Origin of the sequence: Paracoccus liaowanqingii, from assembly GCF_004683865.2 — a bacterium.
Taxonomy (GTDB): domain Bacteria; phylum Pseudomonadota; class Alphaproteobacteria; order Rhodobacterales; family Rhodobacteraceae; genus Paracoccus; species Paracoccus liaowanqingii.
The window spans coordinates 23023-40790 of sequence record NZ_CP038439.1 but is presented as its reverse complement, the minus strand read 5'-3'; the positions used below and the strand labels follow the sequence as shown (position 1 = coordinate 40790).

Annotated in this window: 21 protein-coding genes; 5 read left to right on the top strand and 16 right to left on the bottom strand. The window is 68.8% G+C overall.

From position 1 onward, the window contains the following. The first annotated feature begins 28 nt into the window (after positions 1 to 28). Together E4191_RS00185 and rsgA are read left to right on the top strand one after the other, a co-directional pair. Positions 29 to 898 carry an LOG family protein gene (locus E4191_RS00185; protein ID WP_407947028.1) on the top strand — a complete coding sequence of 290 codons (870 nt, stop codon included), beginning with the start codon at positions 29 to 31 and terminating at the stop codon, positions 896 to 898. A 69-nt stretch (positions 899 to 967) separates the two neighbouring features. Next, positions 968 to 1987, top strand: coding sequence for a ribosome small subunit-dependent GTPase A (rsgA, locus tag E4191_RS00180; protein WP_135311612.1), 1020 nt, complete (start codon positions 968 to 970; stop codon positions 1985 to 1987). Positions 1988 to 2018: 31 nt separating this feature from the next. Here the strand turns inward: rsgA and rlmN are convergent, their stop codons facing one another. Together rlmN and E4191_RS00170 are read right to left on the bottom strand one after the other, a co-directional pair. Beyond that, on the bottom strand, positions 2019 to 3218 hold the full coding sequence (gene rlmN / locus E4191_RS00175) for a 23S rRNA (adenine(2503)-C(2))-methyltransferase RlmN (protein WP_135311611.1): 1200 nt from the start codon (positions 3216 to 3218) through the stop codon (positions 2019 to 2021). A gap of 140 nt (positions 3219 to 3358) precedes the next feature. Beyond that, positions 3359 to 3880, bottom strand: coding sequence for an invasion associated locus B family protein (locus tag E4191_RS00170; RefSeq protein WP_135311610.1), 522 nt, complete (start codon positions 3878 to 3880; stop codon positions 3359 to 3361). A 152-nt stretch (positions 3881 to 4032) separates the two neighbouring features. Here E4191_RS00170 and E4191_RS00165 point away from each other — a divergent pair, with 152 nt between their 5' ends. Next, complete coding sequence (locus E4191_RS00165; protein WP_228461414.1) at positions 4033 to 5031, top strand: asparaginase; 999 nt, start codon at positions 4033 to 4035, stop codon at positions 5029 to 5031. 124 nt (positions 5032 to 5155) lie between these two features. Here the strand turns inward: E4191_RS00165 and E4191_RS00160 are convergent, their stop codons facing one another. The 9 genes from E4191_RS00160 to E4191_RS00125 form a co-directional block, all read right to left on the bottom strand. Beyond that, a complete protein-coding gene (locus E4191_RS00160) occupies positions 5156 to 5914 on the bottom strand; it encodes a TSUP family transporter (protein WP_135311609.1) in 759 nt (252 codons plus the stop codon). A gap of 99 nt (positions 5915 to 6013) precedes the next feature. Then, positions 6014 to 6892: a phosphoserine phosphatase SerB gene (gene serB / locus E4191_RS00155; RefSeq protein ID WP_135311608.1), complete on the bottom strand. Its 879-nt coding sequence runs from the start codon at positions 6890 to 6892 to the stop codon at positions 6014 to 6016. 123 nt (positions 6893 to 7015) lie between these two features. Beyond that, the gene (locus tag E4191_RS00150; RefSeq protein WP_135311607.1) at positions 7016 to 7735 is read right to left on the bottom strand and encodes a sulfate/molybdate ABC transporter ATP-binding protein; all 720 of its coding nucleotides are present in this window, start codon (positions 7733 to 7735) and stop codon (positions 7016 to 7018) included. A 14-nt stretch (positions 7736 to 7749) separates the two neighbouring features. Further along, entirely contained in the window at positions 7750 to 8631 is an 882-nt protein-coding gene (cysW, locus tag E4191_RS00145) for a sulfate ABC transporter permease subunit CysW (RefSeq protein WP_135311606.1), read from the bottom strand. Beyond that, on the bottom strand, positions 8624 to 9460 hold the full coding sequence (gene cysT / locus E4191_RS00140; RefSeq protein ID WP_135311605.1) for a sulfate ABC transporter permease subunit CysT: 837 nt from the start codon (positions 9458 to 9460) through the stop codon (positions 8624 to 8626). Before cysT ends, cysW begins: the two co-directional genes overlap by 8 nt. Before the next feature lie 3 nt (positions 9461 to 9463). Next, complete coding sequence (locus E4191_RS00135; protein WP_135311604.1) at positions 9464 to 10447, bottom strand: sulfate ABC transporter substrate-binding protein; 984 nt, start codon at positions 10445 to 10447, stop codon at positions 9464 to 9466. A 98-nt stretch (positions 10448 to 10545) separates the two neighbouring features. Beyond that, positions 10546 to 10710, bottom strand: coding sequence for a hypothetical protein (locus E4191_RS23580; RefSeq protein WP_176562596.1), 165 nt, complete (start codon positions 10708 to 10710; stop codon positions 10546 to 10548). Positions 10711 to 10782: 72 nt separating this feature from the next. After that, the gene (locus E4191_RS00130) at positions 10783 to 10986 is read right to left on the bottom strand and encodes a hypothetical protein (RefSeq protein WP_135311603.1); all 204 of its coding nucleotides are present in this window, start codon (positions 10984 to 10986) and stop codon (positions 10783 to 10785) included. A 213-nt stretch (positions 10987 to 11199) separates the two neighbouring features. Next, a complete protein-coding gene (locus E4191_RS00125; RefSeq protein ID WP_135311602.1) occupies positions 11200 to 11652 on the bottom strand; it encodes an RrF2 family transcriptional regulator in 453 nt (150 codons plus the stop codon). A gap of 193 nt (positions 11653 to 11845) precedes the next feature. On the opposite strand from E4191_RS00125, the gene E4191_RS00120 reads away from it, so the two are divergent. After that, positions 11846 to 12340 carry an Lrp/AsnC family transcriptional regulator gene (locus E4191_RS00120; protein ID WP_135311601.1) on the top strand — a complete coding sequence of 165 codons (495 nt, stop codon included), beginning with the start codon at positions 11846 to 11848 and terminating at the stop codon, positions 12338 to 12340. 144 nt (positions 12341 to 12484) lie between these two features. After that, on the top strand, positions 12485 to 12622 hold the full coding sequence (locus tag E4191_RS23575; protein WP_176562595.1) for a hypothetical protein: 138 nt from the start codon (positions 12485 to 12487) through the stop codon (positions 12620 to 12622). Between the two features lie 103 nt (positions 12623 to 12725). Here the strand turns inward: E4191_RS23575 and E4191_RS00115 are convergent, their stop codons facing one another. The 5 genes from E4191_RS00115 to E4191_RS00095 form a co-directional block, all read right to left on the bottom strand. Continuing rightward, the gene (locus tag E4191_RS00115; protein ID WP_139615460.1) at positions 12726 to 13250 is read right to left on the bottom strand and encodes a hypothetical protein; all 525 of its coding nucleotides are present in this window, start codon (positions 13248 to 13250) and stop codon (positions 12726 to 12728) included. Next, a complete protein-coding gene (locus E4191_RS00110) occupies positions 13247 to 14941 on the bottom strand; it encodes a YadA C-terminal domain-containing protein (protein ID WP_135311599.1) in 1695 nt (564 codons plus the stop codon). The genes E4191_RS00115 and E4191_RS00110 overlap by 4 nt, the downstream gene beginning before the upstream one ends. 109 nt (positions 14942 to 15050) lie before the next feature. Continuing rightward, positions 15051 to 15725: a 5'-nucleotidase, lipoprotein e(P4) family gene (locus tag E4191_RS00105; protein WP_135311598.1), complete on the bottom strand. Its 675-nt coding sequence runs from the start codon at positions 15723 to 15725 to the stop codon at positions 15051 to 15053. Between the two features lie 75 nt (positions 15726 to 15800). Continuing rightward, a complete protein-coding gene (locus E4191_RS00100) occupies positions 15801 to 17045 on the bottom strand; it encodes an MFS transporter (RefSeq protein WP_135311597.1) in 1245 nt (414 codons plus the stop codon). A 96-nt stretch (positions 17046 to 17141) separates the two neighbouring features. After that, on the bottom strand, positions 17142 to 17732 hold the full coding sequence (locus E4191_RS00095) for a LolA family protein (protein ID WP_135311596.1): 591 nt from the start codon (positions 17730 to 17732) through the stop codon (positions 17142 to 17144). Positions 17733 to 17768: the final 36 nt, after the last annotated feature.

Here is a 17768-nt window from a genome sequence, read left to right as displayed (position 1 = left end):
AACTGGTCCCCCAGGGCTATAAGCACCGATGAAAGCCCGCGCAATCCGCGCCAAGCCGCCCGAGGATGTGATGAGCCAGACGGACGACCGATCCCACCCCCTGCCCGACAGCGCCCAGGATGCCGCCCGTGCCGCGCGTGCGCCCCACACGCCCCAGACCGAGGCGCCTTCCTATCGGCTGGCCTTCACCGACACGGATTTCCTGCTGCGCGAGGAATTGCGCCCCGTCCGCCTGCAGCTGGAGCTGCTGAAGCCGCAGATGCTGATGGACGAACACGGGATCACGTCGACCGTGGTGATCTTCGGCGGCGCCCGCATCCCCTCGCCCGAGCGGGCGGGCCAGGCGCGCACTCCGGAACTGGGCGCGCTGTCGCATTTCTACACCGAGGCGCGGGAATTCGGCCGCCTGATGACCGAGCGCAGCCTGGCGGGGGGCGGGCATGATCTGGTCATCTGCACCGGCGGCGGCCCCGGCGTGATGGAGGCGGGCAATCTGGGCGCGCAGGACGCGGGCGGCCGGTCCATCGGCCTGTCCATCGTGCTGCCGCACGAGCAAAGCCCCAATGCCTATGTCACCCCGGACCTGTGCTTCAACTTCCATTACTTCGCGATCCGCAAGATGCATTTCCTGATGCGCGCCCGCGCGATCACGGTCTTTCCCGGCGGCTTCGGAACGCTGGACGAGCTGTTCGAGGCCCTGACCCTGATCCAGACCCGCCGCATGGCGCGGGTGCCCCTGATCCTGTTCGGCGGCGAATTCTGGCGCGAGATCGTGAACTGGCAGGCCCTGGCCCGCGCGGGCACGATCAGCGAGACCGATCTGGACCTGCTGCACTTCGTCGAAACCGCCGCCGAGGCCGCCGCCATCATCGACGACTGGCCCCATGACGACGGCTAGGCGCGCCACGATCCCCTTGCATCGCCGCGGGCGCAGGGCCATTCAGGCAGGGTCACACAGGCAGATCAGATGACCGCATCCGCATTGGCCGACCTCGGCTGGCAGCCCTTCTTCGCCGAACAGATCACCCCGGATGATGCGGGGCTGGTGCCGATGCGCGTGGCCTCGGTCCATCGCTCGCGCCTGTCGGCGGAAACCGGGGCGGGGCAGGTCCGGCTGGAGCTGCCGCTGCACGCGACGACCGCCGATTACGCGGTGGGCGATTGGGTCCTGGCCCATGCCGACACCCGCGTGCTGGCCCGCCGTCTGGACCGCCGCGCCCTGCTGCGCCGCCGGACCGAGGGCGCCGACACCCGCCAGCTGATCGCCGCCAACATCGACACGCTGTTCATCGTGACCTCGTGCAACGACGATTTCAACGCCGCCCGGCTGGAACGCTATCTGGCGCTGGCCAACGAGGCCGGGACCCAGCCCGTCATCGTGCTGACCAAGATCGACAAGGTGGACGACCCCGCCCCCTGGCGCGATCAGGCGCTGGCCCTGCAGCGCGGGCTGGAGGTCGTGCTGCTGAACGCCAAGGATCCCGATGCCGCCGCCGTGCTGGCGCCCTGGTGCGGGACGGGCCGCACCGTCGCGCTGGTCGGATCCTCGGGCGTGGGCAAATCGACGCTGCTGAACACGCTGGCCGACAAGGCCGAGGGTCAGGCGCAGCTGACAGGCGCCATCCGCGAGGGCGACGCCAAGGGCCGCCACACCACCACCGCGCGGTCCTTGCACCCCATCTCGGGCGGAGGCTGGGTGATCGACACGCCCGGCATGCGCACCCTGCATGTGGCGGACGTGGCGGCGGGTCTGGAGATGCTGTTCGCCGAGATCACCGAACTGGCACCGCTCTGCCGGTTCCGCGACTGCACCCATGCGCACGAGCCCGGCTGCGCCGTTCAGGCCGCCATCGCGGCGGGCACCCTCTCTGCCGACCGGCTGGAGCGCTGGCGCAAGCTGTCGGAGGAGAACACCGCGAACACCCCGGTCCAGACCGGCCCGCGCGGCAACCGCACGACCCTGCCCCGCGGCGGCAAGCGTCGCTGAACGCGGCGCGGCGCCCGATGCCCGGGTGGCCTTACTCGGCAGCCTCGGCGGCGATCTGGGCGCGGGACTTGCGGCCCCGCTCGGTCGCGGATTTCAGCTGACCGCAGGCGGCCATGATATCCTCGCCGCGCGGGGTGCGGATGGGGCTGGCGTAACCGGCATTGTGGATGATGTCGGCAAAGGCATGGATGCGGTTGTTGCTGGACCGCTTGTAGGGCGCGCCCGGCCATTCGTTGAAGGGGATCAGGTTGATCTTGGCTGGAATGCCGCGGATCAGCTCGACCAGGCGATGCGCGTCGGCATCGCTGTCGTTGACCCCCGCCAGCATCACGTATTCGAAGGTGATCCGCTCGCTGTTGGTCAGGCGCGGATAGTCGCGCAGCGCAGCCAGCAGCGTCTCGATGTTCCAGCGCTTGTTGATGGGCACCAGCCGGTCGCGCACCTCGTCGGTGGTGGCGTGGAAGCTGACGGCCAGCAGGCAGCCGATCTCCTGCGCGGTGCGGGCGATCTCGGGGACCACGCCGCTGGTCGACAGGGTGATGCGACGGCGCGACAGGGTCAGGCCCTCGTTGTCCATCACGATCTTCATCGCGTCGCGGACGTTCTCGAAATTGTACAGGGGCTCGCCCATGCCCATCAGGACCATGTTGCTGACCAGCCGCGTCTCGTCCTTGGGGGCGCCTTGGACGGGCCATTCGCCCAGATCGTCGCGCGCCAGCATCAGCTGGCCCACGATCTCGCCCGCCGTCAGGTTGCGCACCAGCTTCTGCGTGCCGGTATGGCAGAAGGAACAGGTCAGCGTGCAGCCCACCTGCGAACTGACGCAGAGCGTGCCGCGCCCCTCCTCGGGAATATAGACCGTCTCGACCTCGTGCCCGCCCGCGATCCGGACCAGGTACTTGCGCGTGCCATCGGTGCTGACCTGCCGGGTCACCACCTCGGGCAGCGCGATCTCGAAATGCTCGGCCAGCAGGGCCCGGTAATCCTTGGCCAGATTGCTCATCTGCGCGAAATCGCGCACGCCCCAGTGATAGACCCACTGCCAGACCTGCCCGACCCGCATCTTGGCCTGCTTCTCGGGCGTGCCGGCCGCGATCAGCGCCTCGCGCAGCTGGTCCCGCGTCAGGCCCACGATATTGACCAGCCCCCCCGCCGGCAGCTTGCGCGGAATGGTCAGTACGTCTTGCGTGATCGGGGCCGCGCCTGCGGCCTGCGGGAATACGACGGTCATGAACCTACCAGAGATCTGCGTGAAAGACCTGCAAATAGACCAGACGGCGCCGGAAATCAACCGCCGCCGCCTCTTTCATCTTGGCCGGAAATATCCCGGGGGGAGTCCGCAGGACGGGGGGCAGCGCCCCCCATGCCGCCTTACTGGCAGCGCTCGCGGGCGCTGTTGGTCGCGGCGGTGATGCCCGACAGGCTGAATGTGTCCTTGGTCGTCGTGCCGCGCGACGAACGGCCCGTCACCACGGCGCTGGACCCGGCGCGCAGGGCCGTGATCATCGCCTCGTCATCCGACGGGCTGCCGGTCCAGGCGCTCTCGCCCTCGGTGAACAGGTTGAAGGTGCGACCGCCGACATCGACCTCGACCGTCGAATCCGGTGCGAAGGGATAGCCGCCGCTGAACGACACTTCGCCGTTCTGGCCGGGGCGGTAGGCGACATAGAGGCGGATGTCGCCGCGGGCGACTTCGACCGTCTGGCCGTCGCGGGTGTTCAGCGTCGAGCGGGGGGGCGAGACGGCCCAGCATTCGCGCGGATTGTCGGCCGCGAAGACGGTCCAGTCCCCCTCGGTCGCCACGACATTGCTGGATTCTTGCGCAACCGCCGTGCCCAGAGAAGCGATCAGGACAAGGCTGGCGCCCAGTCCGCGCAGGGTGGTGGTCATCATGCTGTGGTCTCCTGCCATTCATTTCGCCACGTCCAGCGGCGTTCTTCCTGATTGCTGTGGTCTTTTCAACCATCTGTCGTCAGGATATCGAAAATCGCCGCCCGTGGAAGGCTGCGCAAGCACAATCGCGCAATTGTCAGGGAGAAATCACGATGCGGCCCCCCGGGATGCCTGCCGAGATGATCGAGTTGTGGCGCGGCGAGCTGTGCGAGAGCCGGCATGCCGGCCATGCGGTGATCTGCGATGCCCATGGCGTCGTCGAGGCCTGGGGCCGCCCGGCCGAGGTGATCTATCCCCGCTCGTCCTGCAAGATGATCCAGGCGCTGCCGCTGGTCGAAAGCGGCGCCGCCGACGCGGCCGGGCTGACCGACCGGCAGCTGGCCCTGACCTGCGCCAGCCATTCGGGGGCGGCGATGCATGTGGAGGCCGTGGACGCCTGGCTGGCGGGGCTGGGCCTGTCGGAACCAGACCTGCGCTGCGGCACCCACATGCCCCGCGACGCGGCTGAGAACCGGCGCCTGACCTGTTCGGACAGCGCCCCCTGCCAGCTGCACAACAACTGCTCGGGCAAGCATGCGGGCTTCCTGACCCTGAACCGCCACCTGAAGGGCGGCCCCGACTATGTCGAGCCCGACCACCCCGTCCAGCAGGCCGCCAAGGCCGCCTTCGAGGAGGTCACGGGCGAGGTCAGTCCCGGCTTCGGCATCGACGGCTGCTCGGCCCCGAACTGGGCCTGCACGGTGGAAGGGCTGGCGCGTGCCATGGCCCGCTTCGCCAATCCCGGTGCAGATCGGCGCGGCCAGGCCATGCGGCGGCTGGTCGACGCCATGCGCGCCCATCCCGAGATGGTCGCCGGCGAGGGGCGGTCCTGCACCGAACTGATGCGCGCCATGGGCGGGGCGGTGGCCGTCAAGACCGGCGCCGAGGCGGTCTTCGTGACGATCCTGCCCGACCAGGGCCTGGGCATCGCGCTGAAGATCACCGATGGCGCCACCCGCGCCAGCGAGGCCGCGATCGCCGCCCTGCTGATCCATCTGGGCGTGCTGGAGGCGGGCGATCCGGCGGCCCGGCAGCTGCTGGACGGGCCGATGACGAACTGCCGGGGCCGCGTCACCGGCGCGCTGCGCCGGGCCGAGGGCTTTCCGATCTGAGCCGTCCGGTCCGATTCGTCATGAAACTGCCGTACAGCTCTGGTCTAATGGGTGTGGGACACGTCCCCCGTCCCCCTGCATCCGATCCGGCGCCCCTTGGCAGAGGTGGCGCCGGCACCGGGCGTCAGATCATCTGCCAGATCAGCCGAAAGGCCAGCACGGTCGAGGTCACGACCAGCAGGGGCTTGATCAGCCGCGCCCCGATGCGCGAGGCCAGCCGCGCCCCCAGCATCGCCCCCGCGATCTGCGCCGCCCCCATCGCGATGCCTAAAATCCACAGGGGCTGGCCCACCAGCGCGAAGGCCCCCAGCCCGCCCAGGTTCGAGGCGAAGTTCAGAAGCTTGGTATGCGCGGTGGCCTTCAGCACGCCATAGCCCGCCAGGGTGACGAAGCCGATCATGTAGAAGGCCCCCGCCCCCGGCCCGATCAGCCCGTCATAGAAGGCCACGAAGGGCACTGCCGTCAGCGCGAAGACCGCCGGGGTCAGCCGCCGGGTGCGGTCCAGATCGTCCAGCCCCGGCTTGAAGGCGAAGAACAGTGCGATGCCGATCAGGATCACCGGCAGGATCAGGCGCAGCCCCTCCGTCGGGATGGCGCTGACCAGCACCGCCCCCCCGGCGCCCGCCGCCGCGGCGATCAGCGCGGACCTCCACTGGCTGCGCAGGTCCACCAGCCCCCGCGCGGCATAGCTGAGCGCCGCGGTGCCGGCGCCGAAGACGCCCTGCACCTTGTTCGTGGCCAGCGCCTGCGCGGGCGACAGGCCCGCCAGCATCAGGACCGGCAGCGTGATCAGCCCCCCGCCCCCCGCGATGGCATCCACGAAGCCCGCGGCAAAGGCCGCCGCGATCAGCAGGAGGAACAGGTCCAGTGTCAGGTCGATCATGGCGGGGCGGGGTCCTGGTGGCAGGGGCAAAGGCGGGGGTTTCACACCCCCGCACCCCCGTGGGATATTTGCGCCAAGGCGAAAGGGTCGAGGTCAAAGTCAGGGGGTGACGAAATCCTCGGCCGCGTAGCCCTGCAGGTAGAGAAGCGCGGTCAGATCGCCGTGGTTGATGCGGACATGGGCCTGGGCCGCCACGGCGGGCTTGGCATGCATCGCGACGCCGGTGCCCGCCAGCTGGATCATGCCCAGATCGTTGGCCCCGTCGCCCACCGCGATGGCGTTCTGGGGCGTGGTGCCGAGCCGGGCGGCGATCTGGGTCAGGGCGTCGATCTTGGCCTCGCGCCCCAGAATCGGCAGGGCGACCTGTCCAGTCAGCGTGCCGTCCCGGGCAAGCAGCGTGTTGGCGCGTTCCTCGTCGAAGCCCAGCTGCAGGGCGACGGCCCGGGTGAAGGCCGTGAAGCCGCCCGAGACCAGCGCGGTATAGGCCCCGAAGGCGCGCATGGTGGCGACCAGCTGCGCGCCGCCCGGCGCCAGGGTGATGCGCTGTTCGAGGACCTGGGTGATGGTGTCTTCGGGTAGGCCCGCCAGCAGGCCCACGCGTTCGGTCAGGGCCTGGTCGAAATCCAGCTCTCCGTTCATGGCGCGGGCGGTGATGTCGGCCACGCGGGGGCCGACGCCGGCGAAATCGGCCAGCTCGTCGATGCATTCCTGCCCGATCATGGTCGAATCCATGTCTGCGATCAGGATGCGCTTGCGCCGCCCCCCGGCGGGCTGGATCGCCAGGTCGATGCCGATGGTCTGCAGGTCGGCCCAGACCGCGTCGGCACCCTCGGGGGCGAGGGCGATGTCGAATTCGGCCGCGATCCCGGGCGCCAGCCAGCGCGGGACGTCGCCGCCCCACCGGTCGGACAGGCCGCCGGGCAGATCGGCATCCAGATTGGCGGCCTCCGGATGGGCGATCAGCGAGACGGTGAACATGGCGGGGGCGTCCTTCTTGCGGCTGCCCCCGGGTGTAGGCCAAAGTTTTTGCCGGCACCAGAGAGGGCGGTGCCGGGAGCCGTCTGGGGGACGCGCTGCCCGGAAGGGGCCCGGGATCCCCCGTCAGGCCCCGATGAACTCGCGCACGAACGGGGTGGCGGGCCTGGCGCGGATGTCGGCGGGTTTGCCGATCTGTTCGATGCGGCCCATGGACATGACGACGACCAGATCGGCCAGCTCCATGGCCTCGTCCTGGTCGTGGGTGACGAAGACCGAGGTGAGGCCGGTCTCGTCATGGATGTCGCGCAGGCCCTGGCGCAGCTCCTTGCGGACCTTGGCGTCCAGTGCGCCGAAGGGCTCGTCGAGGAGCAGCATGCGCGGCTCGATGGCCAGGGCGCGGGCCAAGGCCACGCGCTGGCGCTGGCCGCCGGACAGCTGTGTCGGATAGCGGGTGGCGATCTGGGGCAGCTGGATCAGGTCCAGGAGCTTCAGCACGCGGCGGTCGATCTCGGCCTTGGGGGGGCGCGTCGCGCGGGGGCGGGCGTTAAGGCCATAGGCGATATTGTCGAAGACTGTCATGTGGCGGAAGAGGGCATAGGACTGGAACACGAAGCCCGCGCGGCGGTCCTGCACCGACAGGCCGGTGGCGTCCTGGTTGTTGAAAAGGACGCGCCCCGAGGTCGGGAACTCCAGCCCGCCGAGGATGCGCAGCAGCGTGGTCTTGCCCGAGCCCGAGGGGCCCAAGAGCGCCACCAGCGCGCCCGAGGGGATGGACAGCGACACCGGATGCAGCGCCGTGGTGGTGCCGAATTCCTTGGCGATCTCGTCGATCTGGATATGCATGGGGGTCCCTTTCCTCAGTGGCGGCGGGTGGCCGAGAGGGCGTCGGCGTGACGCAGCTCCAGCGCGGTTTTCAGCAGAAGCGTCAGCAGGGCGAAGCCGGTCAGCAGGGCGGCCATCGAGAAGGCGGCGACCGAAAGATATTCGTTGTAGAACATCTCGATGGTGATCGGCATGGTCGCGGTCTGGCCGCGGATCTTGCCCGAGACGACCGCGACGGCGCCGAACTCGCCCATGGCGCGGGCGGTGCAGAGCAGCGTGCCATACAAGAGCGCCCACCGGATGTTGGGCAGGGTCACGGTGCGGAACACCCGCCAGCCGCTGGCGCCAAGCGTCAGGGCGGCCTCCTCCTCGGCGCGGCCCTGCTCGATCATCACCGGGATCAGCTCGCGCGCCACGAAGGGGAAGGTCACGAAGACGGTGGCCAGCACGATGCCGGGCACGGCGAAGACGATCGGGTAGCCGCTGGCCACCAGCCAGCCGCCGAGGGCCGAGTTCGCGCCGAAGAGCAGCACGATGCACAGGCCCGCCACGACCGGGCTGACGCTGAAGGGCAGGTCGATCAGGGTGATCAGGAAGGCCTTGGCCTTGAAGTCGAACTTGGTGATGAACCATGCCGCCGCAATGCCGAAGACCGCGTTCAGCGGCACGGCGATGGCGGTGATCAGCAGGGTCAGGCGGATGGCCGATTGCGCATCCCGGCTGGACAGGCTGGCCACCGCGGCGCCCCAGCCCCGGGCCAGCGCCTCGACGAAGACCGCCGCCAGGGGCGCGCCGACCAGCAGGGCCAGCCCGCCGACCGCGACGCAGATCAGCGCCCATCGGGCGGCGGGGGATTCCTCGGTCGCGGATCGGAAGCGGGCGGGCGGGGCCGCCTTGTGAAGCGTGGCGTCAGACATGACCGATCCTTCTGCGTGACCAGATCTGGATGAGATTGATGAAGAGAAGCATCGTGAAGCTGATCGCCAGCATCGCCAGACCGATGGCGCCTGCGGCACCGTAATTGTATTCCTCCAGCTGGATGACGATCAGCAGAGGCGCGATCTCGGTCCGCAGCGGGATGTTGCCGGCGATGAAGATCACCGATCCGTATTCGCCCACCGCGCGGGCCAGCGACAGCGCGAAGCCGGTCAGGGCGGCGGGCATCAGCATCGGCGCGATGACATGGCGCAACGTGTGCCAGCGGCTGGCGCCGAGGGTGGCGGAGGCCTCCTCGACCTCGGTCTCGATCTCCTCGATGACCGGCTGGACGGTGCGGGTGACGAAGGGCAGGCCCACGAAGACCAAGGCCAGGAAGATGCCCCATTGGGTATAGGCGATCTGCCAACCGATCTGGTTGGTGAGCCCCCCCAGCACGCCGTTCGGGGCATAGAGCGCGGTCAGCGCGATGCCCGCCACCGCCGTGGGCAGGGCAAAGGGCAAGTCGACGGCCGCGTCGATGATGCGACGGCCCGGAAAGCGGTAGCGGACCAGCACCCAAGCCAGGATCACCCCGAAGACCAGATTGAAGCAGGCGGCCAGGAAGGACAGTCGGAAGGACAGCCAGAGCGCCGCCCAGACCCGATCGCGGTTGATGGTGGCCCAGATGTTGGACAGGCCGAAATTGGCGCCCTGCCACAGCAGCGCACCGATGGGCAGGGCCACCACCAGCGTCAGCATGAAGAAGGTGATCCCGGCCGAAAGGCCGAGACCGGGCATCGCCGTGCGTTGAACCAGGGGCGCGCGCATGGATCAGGGCGCCACGTAGATCTGGTCGAAGATGCCGCCATCGCCGAAATGCTCGGGCTGCAGCTTGGCCCATCCGCCCAGATCGTCGATGCTGACCAGATCCAGCTCCGGAAAGCGGGCCACATCCTCGGGGTCGGCGGCGCTGGCATCCCAGGCCCGGTAGTAATGCTTGAAGGCCAGCGCCTGCCCCTCGGGGGTGTAGAGGAAATCCAGATAGGCGGTGGCCAGTTCGCGCTGCGCGTCATCCGCGATATTGCCCTCGACCAGCGCCACGGGCGGTTCGGCCAGGATCGAGAGGCTGGGCACGACGATGTCGAACTGATCCTCGCCCAGTTCGGCCAGTGCCAGATAGGCCTCGTTCTCCCAGGCCAGCAGGACGTCGCCGATGCCGCGCTGCGCGAAGGTCGTGGTCGAGCCGCGCGCGCCGGTGTCGAGGACGGGCACGTTGGCGAAGAGCTGGCCCACGAACTCGGCCGGGTCGCGGTCATTGGCCTCGGCCCAGGCCCAGGCCGCGAGATAGTTCCAGCGCGCGCCGCCGCTGGTCTTGGGGTTCGGCGTGATCACCTCGACCCCCTCGGCGGTCAGATCGCCCCAGTCCTGGATGCCCTTCGGGTTGCCGTCGCGCACGAGGAACACGATGGTCGAGGTGTAGGGGCTGGAATTGTGCGGCAGCTTCGACTGCCAGTCCGTGGGCAGCTTGCCGGTGGTGGCGATCTGGTCGATGTCGCTGGCCAGCGCCAGCGTCACCACCTGGGCGGCCAGCCCGTCGATGACCGAGCGGGCCTGCGCGCCCGAGCCGCCATGGCTGGTCTCGATCACGGGGGCCTCAAGGCCCTGTTCGACCCGGTGGGCGGCGAAGGCCTCGTTGAATTCGCGATAGAGCTCGCGCGTGGGGTCGTAGCTGACGTTCAGCAGGCTCTGGGCCTGGGCGGCGGGGGCCAGCACCAGCAGCGCCAGCGAGAGGGGAATGAAACGGAAGGCCGTCATGGCAGCTCCTTGCAGGATGGTCCGGAGGGGGCGCTGCCCCCGCCGCGCGAGGCCCGCGCGGCCCCCCGGGATATTTGGGCCAAGATGAAACGGGCGGGTCAGAGGCCCATCGGAGTCAGACGGGACGGTATCAGACGGGCGATGGGCCAGCCGGTCAGCGTGCCGCGACCGGTGGAGATGGTGATGCGCCCGTCCGGATGCTGGGCGAGGCGAGGGCCCTGCGCGCTGGAGCGGGTGCCGGTCTGGATGGTGGCGATGGTCATGGCGATGTCTCCTGCGGGGGATCGGAATTGAGCGGGCGGAACTGAGGGGTCGGTACCGAGGCGGCGGGAGGCCTAGTGGCCGGTCAGGGGCAGGATGCGCGTGTGCCACTGGTTGGGATCGCGTCCGGCCAGAAGGTCGCGGGCCGCCTGTGCGGGGTCGCGGCTGAAGGCGGTCAGTGCCGCGCCGTTGACGCGGTGCGGATAGCCCGTGCGGCGGTCGATCAGCGTGACCGCGTAGAGCGGCGGACGGGTCGGGATCGTCTGGTGCAGGTTCATCTGTCGTCCTTTCCTGGGTCGCGGCTCGGCGTATCTGCCGATGCCTTAATAACGACAGGGAAAGTCGTGTTTAGCAAGAGAATAAAAACGGCTGATTTTGTCGTGATTAGAGAAGGATCTTCTCCGGGACCCGCAAGCCGATGCGAGAGATGTCAGGTTTTCCTGGTGTTTTTGCCGATTCGCACGCGCAAGTTGGCAGGTGCGGCGAAGGGATCAGGCGCCGGTGACCTGCGCCGCGACCTGCTCCGAGCCCAGCATGTCGGCCAGGCTGAGCGATTCGATGAGGATCAGGTAGGACCAGAACACCTCGGAAAAGACCCGGCGCAGCCGGCAGCTGGCCTCGTCGGTGCAATCCTCGCAGCGCTGATAGGCGCGGCGCGAGAGGCAGGGCAGCGGCGCGATGGGCCCGTCGATCAGCCGCAGCAGCTCCGAGATCGAGATGTCCTCGGGCCGCTTGATCAGGCTGTAGCCGCCCGAGCGCCCCCGGATCGAGGCAACGATGCCAGCATTGCGGATCTCGAGCAGGATCTGTTCCAGGAACCGCTTGGGCGTGCCCGAGCGCTTGGCGATGGCCTCGATGGTCAGCGCCTCGGGGTGGTCGCGGCGCGCCTCGTCGCCCAGGATCAGCAGGGCCTTGAGCGCGTATTTCATCTTCTGCGTGATCATGGCGCGGCCCCCGGATGCGTTGGTGTCGGACGGATATAAGTCAGAACCGCCGGGGACGGAAGAAAAGACGACAAGGCGGCGGGGTTTTTACGGGCAGCCGTGGCAGAGGGGACGCGACCGAAGTATTAATAACGATAATAGCGCTAGACTTTATATTCTATTCAGGCATGCTGCAGGGGAAAGGAATCGCCCGATGACCCAGACTTCGACGCAGATCGCCCCTCTTGACCTCATCGACCGCAAGATCGTCGCGGCCCTGATGGAGGATGCGACCACCCCCATCGCGCAGATCGCCGACAAGGTCGGGCTGTCGCAGACCCCCTGCTGGAAGCGCATCCAGAAGCTGGAGGCCTCGGGCGTGCTGACCCGCCGCGTGGCCCTGGCCGATCCGGCGCGTCTGGGCTTTGGCCTGACCGTCTTCGTGGGGATCGAGGCGCCGGACCACGGCACCGAATGGCGCGCGGGCTTCGCGGCGGCGCTGGCCGCCCTGCCCGAGGTGATGGAGGCCTGGCGCATGGCCGGCGACATCGACTATCTGCTGCGCGTCGCGGTGCCCGACATGCCCGCCTATGACCGCTTCTACACGGCTCTGACCGATGCGGTGGCGATCAAGAACGTCACCTCGCAATTCGCGATGGAGAGCCTGCGCCACACCACCGCCTATCCCGTCAACACCCACGACCGGTAGAATTGCGTTCTGTTTCGGCGTTCGAATTTAGACTCGCAATACACGATAAACATAGTAGATTTATAAACGAGACGCAGGACGATCCATCCATCCCGCCCGAACGGCACGGATCGCCCCGCACAGCAGCACATGACGGAGGATACCATGTTCGACATTCAGACCGAGGCTTTCCTGCGCCGCAGCCAGTCCCGCGACGAGACCGCCGGAACCGGCGCGCTTGTCCCCGCCGCCATCGGCGCCAGCCTGATCCTGTGGGTGACGGTGCTGCTGCTGGCCTTCTGAGGCCGCCCGAAAGCGTCTGGCCGGGCGCGACGGTTGGCGGGGGATCAGGGTCCGGCGCGCAGGTCGCCGATGCGGCGAACCGTAGGCCCAAACCGCCAAGGCTTCAGTTCGCGGGCGGCGGGTCGATCGGGTCGAAGGCGCCGACCGAGATGCCCAGAAGCAGCCAGCGTCGCCCCTCGCGCCCGAAGATCAGATCGAAGCTGACATGGCGCGGCTGAAGCGGCACATAGCCGGTCAGGCGCAGCTCCTGCCCGCTTTCGCTCAGGTCGCTTCGCAGGATCACCGGATCGACGACCATCGCCTGCAGCAGATCCAGCCGTTCCGTCCGCAGTGTCATGAACAGCCCGGCCAGCCGCGTGGGATCGTTGGCCAGCGCGAATTCGGGCGCCGCATGGTCGCGCAGCACGGTGTAATTGCCGGTCCAGTTGCCGTGATTGACCGCCGCCAGGGTGTCGCGAATCAGGGCGGTGGCGTAGCTGGGCTCGACCAGCGGGGCGGCATCAGCGGGGGGCGCCGTGTCGGGCGCCTCCTGCGCCTGTGCGCCGGCCCCGATCAGGGCCAGCGACAGGACAAAAGCCCGGGACAGGGCGCGCGGCCCCGTCCCGGACAAGGGTCTGGCGCAGATCACCACGCGTAGGTCACGCCGATGCGGCCGCCGACCTGGTCGCGGTCGAAGCCGTAGGTGACGCCCGCGTCGAACTGGGTGTTGGCATTGAAGCGATAGCCCATCGAGGCCGCCAGCGCGGTCGCCCCGTCAAAGCTGCCCAAGCTGGTCGAGACCGCATAGGTCTTGTCCTCGGGGACGTAGGGGGTGTTCAGCGCCATGGCCATGGCGATGCCCTCCTTGTTGTCCTCGACCTGGGACCCAAGCGACCGGACCCGTCCGTCCAGCGACGACATGGTCGCGCCGATGGAGCGGTCGACGGCCAGATTGCCCGCCGCGTCCGAGGTCACCACGCCGACCGGCACGCCCTGCGCGGCCCGGCTGGCATCCGAGGCGATGCCCGCGGCGCGATAGGTGTTCGCGCCGTTGCCCAGCACGAACTCGTTCGTGCGCGTGGCCGTGGCCCCGTCCCCGATGGCGACCGAGTTGTCGGCGCTGGCCACGGCCTCGTTGCCGATGGCAATGGCACCCGAGCCCATGGCCATCGCGGCCTCGCCCAGGGCGGTCGAACGCACGCCGGTCGCCGCGGCCAGATGGCCGAAGGCCTGCGCGCGTTCCGCCGTGGCGCGCGACTGCCAGCCGATGGCCGTCGCGCCCGCACCCTGCGCGATGCTGTCGCCGCCGAGCGCGGTGGTCGAAGTGCCGTCCGCGATCGCGGTGTCGCCCAGGGCCAGCGCGTCGATGCCGTCCGCGATGCTCTCGTTGCCGATGGCGGTCGAGAAGTCGCTGACCGCATCGGCGTTCTCGCCGACCGCCAGCGAGCGGATGCCCTGGGCGGTGGCCAGATGGCCGATGGCCTGCGCGCGTTCGGCGGTGGCCATGGACTGCCAGCCGATCGCGCTGGCGCCCGCGCCCATCGCGACCGATTCGCCGCCAAGCGCGGTGGTCGAGGTGCCGTCCGCGATCGCGGTATCGCCCAGGGCCAGCGCGTCGATGCCGTCGGCAATCGATTCATTGCCGATGGCGGTCGAGAGGTCGCTGACCGCATCGGCATTCTCGCCGATGGCCATGGACCGGATGCCCTGCGCGGTGGCCAGATGGCCGAAGGCCTGCGCGCGTTCGGCGGTGGCCTGCGCCTGCCAGCCGATGGCGCTGGCGCCCGGACCGGTGGCCACGGATTCGCCGCCGACCGCGGTGGTCGAGGGGCCGGTGGCCGCAGCGGTGTCGCCGATCGCCAGCGCGTCGATGCCGTCGGCGATGGATTCATTGCCGATGGCGGTCGAGAAGTCGCTGACCGCGTCCGCATTCTCGCCCACGGCCAGCGAGCGTTCGCCCTGCGCGGTGGCCAGATGGCCGATGGCCTGCGCGCGCTCGGCGGTGGCCTCGGCCTGCCAGCCGATGGCGCTGGCGCCCGGGCCGGTGGCGACCGTCTCGCCGCCGATGGCGGTGGTCGAGGGGCCGGTCACGACAGCCTCGGAGCCGATGGCCACGCCGTCGATGGCACTCGCGTCGGTGGTGGCGCCGTCGCCCACGGCCACCGAGAAGTCGCCGTCGGCGGTGGTGTTCACGCCGCATTCGGTCGAGTTGAGACCCGCGCCGACGTTGCAGGGGGCGGTCTCGTCGGCGCGTACCAGCGCGGTCGTCGACAGAAGGGCGGCGAAGGCGGCGCCGGAAACCAGGGCGGCGCGGGACAGCGGGCGTGTGCTGCGGGTCATGTCGTTCTCCTCATCCGTTGGACAGGGGCCTTTTGCAGGCCTCCTGACCGGGGGACTCGCGTCCCGGGGGAACGGATGCAGGATCGCGCGATTTTTTTTCGCAGGCGCGTCAGGCCGGCTGCCAGGGGCGCAGTTCGGCCTGCATCCAGGTGCCGTGGGCGGCATTGGGAAAGACGATCCAGTCCTGGCCGAAGCGGTCGGCATGGTCGATGGCCAGGCGGTGCTGGTCCTCCAGCGCGGCGCCCGCATAGGCGCCGTGAAAATCGTGCAGCGTGTCGCCCAGCTGCAGGATCACCCGGTGGTCGCGTTCCACCTGCGCGCGGCGTTCGGCCTTGGGCGGGCCGAACAGCAGCACCTGCGCGGCATGGACCTGCGGCAGGTCCAGGCGCGCCAGGGTGGCGATGGTGGCCAGCTTGTTCTCCTCGAACCGGTCCGAGACGTAGAAGATCGTGACGCCCAGGCTGTCGGCCAGGTGGAAGAAGTCGGCCGCGCCGGGGATCAGGTGCGGGGTGCCCTCGCGTTCCCACAGCTTCCAGGTGTCGTGGTTCTGGAACATCCCCTCGTGGCCCATGGCCATGGCCATGACGGCGCTGTTGTCCAGGATCGTCTCGTCGATGTCGCTGAGGACGGCCAGACCGGCGCCGCCGCCTGCCTGATCCACCGCCGCGCGCAGCCGCAGCGTCGCCAGCATGTAGCATTGCCGCTGCAGCGCGCGTACCTCGGCCGAGGCCTGCTGATAGCGCACGGCGATGGCGTGGTCATGGGGGATGCGGGGGGCGGTCATGGATCGGTCCTTGTCGTCGCGCGCGGCCCTTGGCTTAGGCCACGCGCGGGCCGGGGTCAAACCACCGGCCCCGCGTCAGGCCGCCGCAGGAGCGGCGATCCGCACGGGCGCCTCGCGCACCGGCAGGTGGATCAGCGCGCTGAACGCGCCCACCCCCACGCCGATCCACCAGACCAGCAGGTAGTCGCCCGAGGCGTCGTACAGCCAGCCGCCCAGCCAGACTCCCATGAAGGACCCGATCTGGTGCGACAGGAAGACGAACCCGTAGAGCGTCCCCATGTAGCGCAGCCCGTAGATATAGGCGACCAGCCCCGAGGTCAGCGGCACCGTGGCCAGCCACAGCGCGCCCATGACCAGCGAGAAGACGATGACCGTGCCGGGGGTGATCGGCGTCAGGATGAAGGCGGCGGCGGCGATGGTGCGCAGGGTGTAGATGCCCGCCAGTAGGTATTTTTTGGTATAGCGCTTGCCGAGATATCCCGCCAGGATCGCGCCGCCGATATTGGCCAGACCGATCAGCGAGATGGCGACCGCGCCAAGCGCCGAGGTCGTGGTGATCCCCAGCCCGGCCAGCATGCCTGCCGGATCGATGGGTCCGCACATCTCGGTGATCATCGCCGGGAAATGCGCGGTGATGAAGCCCAGTTGGTAGCCGCAGGAAAAGAAGCCCGCAAAGATCATCATGAAGGTCGGATCGCGGAAGGCGCGGTTCAGCACTGTGCCCAGGCTTTCCTCCAGCTCGCTGCGCGTGGCGGGCTTGCCGTCGCCCAGAAGCGGCAGGAACAGCATGGTTGCCAGCACGATGACGCCGAAGATGATGAAGACCGACTGCCAGGCATAGAAGGCCAGCAGGATCTCGGCCAGGGGCGCGCCGAAGACCTGCCCCGCCGATCCGGCGGCGGTGGCGATGCCAAGCGCCAGGCTGCGATTCTCGTCGCTGGCGGCGCGACCCACCACGGCCAGGATCACCCCGAAGCCGGTGCCCGCGATGCCGAAGCCCACCACGACCTCCAAGAGCTGCACCCCGGCGGGGGTGGTGGCGAAGGCCGTCAGGATCAGTCCCGCGCTGTAGAGGATCGCGCCCAGGATGATCGCCCACCGATCGCCCCACCGTTCGGCCAGCGCGCCGAAGATCGGCTGACCCACGCCCCAGGCCAGGTTCTGGATGGCGATGGCCAGGCTGAATTCGGCGCGCGGCCAGCCGAAATCCTCGGCGATGGGGATCTGGAAGACGCCGAAGCTGGCGCGCAGCGCGAAGTTGATCAGCAGGATCAGCGAGCCGCCGATCAGGACCGGCGTGAAGATGCGGGCGTTGGACATGGGCGAAACCTTGTGACGGTTCCGCAGCGTTGCCCCCGGCCGGGGACAACGTCAATCACGCAATTGTGGGGATGCAATTCGTCGGGCAGGCACGCCTCAGCGGCGCCCCATCTCGGTCTGGATCGAGAATTGCGACGAGGGGATCGACCCGCCCTTGGCCATCTCGCCCAGGATCACCGTGGTCTTCTGCCCGCTGTCGTCGGTAACGACCCATTGGCGCAGCTCGGTGGGCGCGGTGAAGACCATCTGGATATTGCCGTTCTGCGGGCGCTGCGGATCCTGCGCGGTCACGACGGTGGCGTTGTTCTGCTCGCTGTGGCCGGTGACCATACCCTGGCGGCCCAGGTTCACGTTGGCGTCCAGGATGATCGACAGCGGCGTCTGCGACAGCGGATATTGCTGCGGCCCGCTGTTCGACTTGCCATCGAAGATGGCGACGTTGCCGCCCGAGGCCAGCACCAGCGTGGGATCGTTGTTGTATTCGAACCGGACCCGGCCGGGGCGCTGGATATAGACCGTCCCGGTGGACACCGTGCCGTCGGGATTGATCTGCGTGAACTCGGACGTGACCGTGGTGAGGCTGTTGAGATAGCGCGAGATCTCGTTCAGCGAGATGCGTTCTGCCAAAGCCGGAAAGGCCATGGCGACAAGAAGGGCGGGCGCGAGGGCGAGGGTGCGTATGTTCATGGGGGATATCTTATCCTTTCACCGGGGCGATGCACA

Bases quoted from the DNA above. Each gene is read 5' to 3' on its own strand.
- cysT (WP_135311605.1), bottom strand. From the start codon at position 9,460: ATGCGCGCGCCCCTGGTTCAACGCACGGCGATGCCCGGTCTCGGCCTT.
- rlmN (WP_135311611.1), bottom strand. From the start codon at position 3,218: ATGACCGTCGTATTCCCGCAGGCCGCAGGCGCGGCCCCGATCACGCAA.
- E4191_RS00095 (WP_135311596.1), bottom strand. From the start codon at position 17,732: ATGAACATACGCACCCTCGCCCTCGCGCCCGCCCTTCTTGTCGCCATG.
- E4191_RS00170 (WP_135311610.1), bottom strand. From the start codon at position 3,880: ATGATGACCACCACCCTGCGCGGACTGGGCGCCAGCCTTGTCCTGATC.
- serB (WP_135311608.1), bottom strand. From the start codon at position 6,892: ATGTTCACCGTCTCGCTGATCGCCCATCCGGAGGCCGCCAATCTGGAT.
- E4191_RS00160 (WP_135311609.1), bottom strand. From the start codon at position 5,914: ATGATCGACCTGACACTGGACCTGTTCCTCCTGCTGATCGCGGCGGCC.
- E4191_RS00105 (WP_135311598.1), bottom strand. From the start codon at position 15,725: ATGACCGCCCCCCGCATCCCCCATGACCACGCCATCGCCGTGCGCTAT.
- E4191_RS00165 (WP_228461414.1), top strand. From the start codon at position 4,033: ATGCGGCCCCCCGGGATGCCTGCCGAGATGATCGAGTTGTGGCGCGGC.
- E4191_RS00100 (WP_135311597.1), bottom strand. From the start codon at position 17,045: ATGTCCAACGCCCGCATCTTCACGCCGGTCCTGATCGGCGGCTCGCTG.
- E4191_RS00185 (WP_407947028.1), top strand. From the start codon at position 29: ATGAAAGCCCGCGCAATCCGCGCCAAGCCGCCCGAGGATGTGATGAGC.
- cysW (WP_135311606.1), bottom strand. From the start codon at position 8,631: ATGTCTGACGCCACGCTTCACAAGGCGGCCCCGCCCGCCCGCTTCCGA.
- E4191_RS00135 (WP_135311604.1), bottom strand. From the start codon at position 10,447: ATGACGGCCTTCCGTTTCATTCCCCTCTCGCTGGCGCTGCTGGTGCTG.
- E4191_RS23575 (WP_176562595.1), top strand. From the start codon at position 12,485: ATGTTCGACATTCAGACCGAGGCTTTCCTGCGCCGCAGCCAGTCCCGC.
- E4191_RS00120 (WP_135311601.1), top strand. From the start codon at position 11,846: ATGACCCAGACTTCGACGCAGATCGCCCCTCTTGACCTCATCGACCGC.
- E4191_RS00110 (WP_135311599.1), bottom strand. From the start codon at position 14,941: ATGACCCGCAGCACACGCCCGCTGTCCCGCGCCGCCCTGGTTTCCGGC.
- E4191_RS23580 (WP_176562596.1), bottom strand. From the start codon at position 10,710: ATGACCATCGCCACCATCCAGACCGGCACCCGCTCCAGCGCGCAGGGC.
- E4191_RS00125 (WP_135311602.1), bottom strand. From the start codon at position 11,652: ATGATCACGCAGAAGATGAAATACGCGCTCAAGGCCCTGCTGATCCTG.
- E4191_RS00130 (WP_135311603.1), bottom strand. From the start codon at position 10,986: ATGAACCTGCACCAGACGATCCCGACCCGTCCGCCGCTCTACGCGGTC.
- E4191_RS00150 (WP_135311607.1), bottom strand. From the start codon at position 7,735: ATGCATATCCAGATCGACGAGATCGCCAAGGAATTCGGCACCACCACG.
- rsgA (WP_135311612.1), top strand. From the start codon at position 968: ATGACCGCATCCGCATTGGCCGACCTCGGCTGGCAGCCCTTCTTCGCC.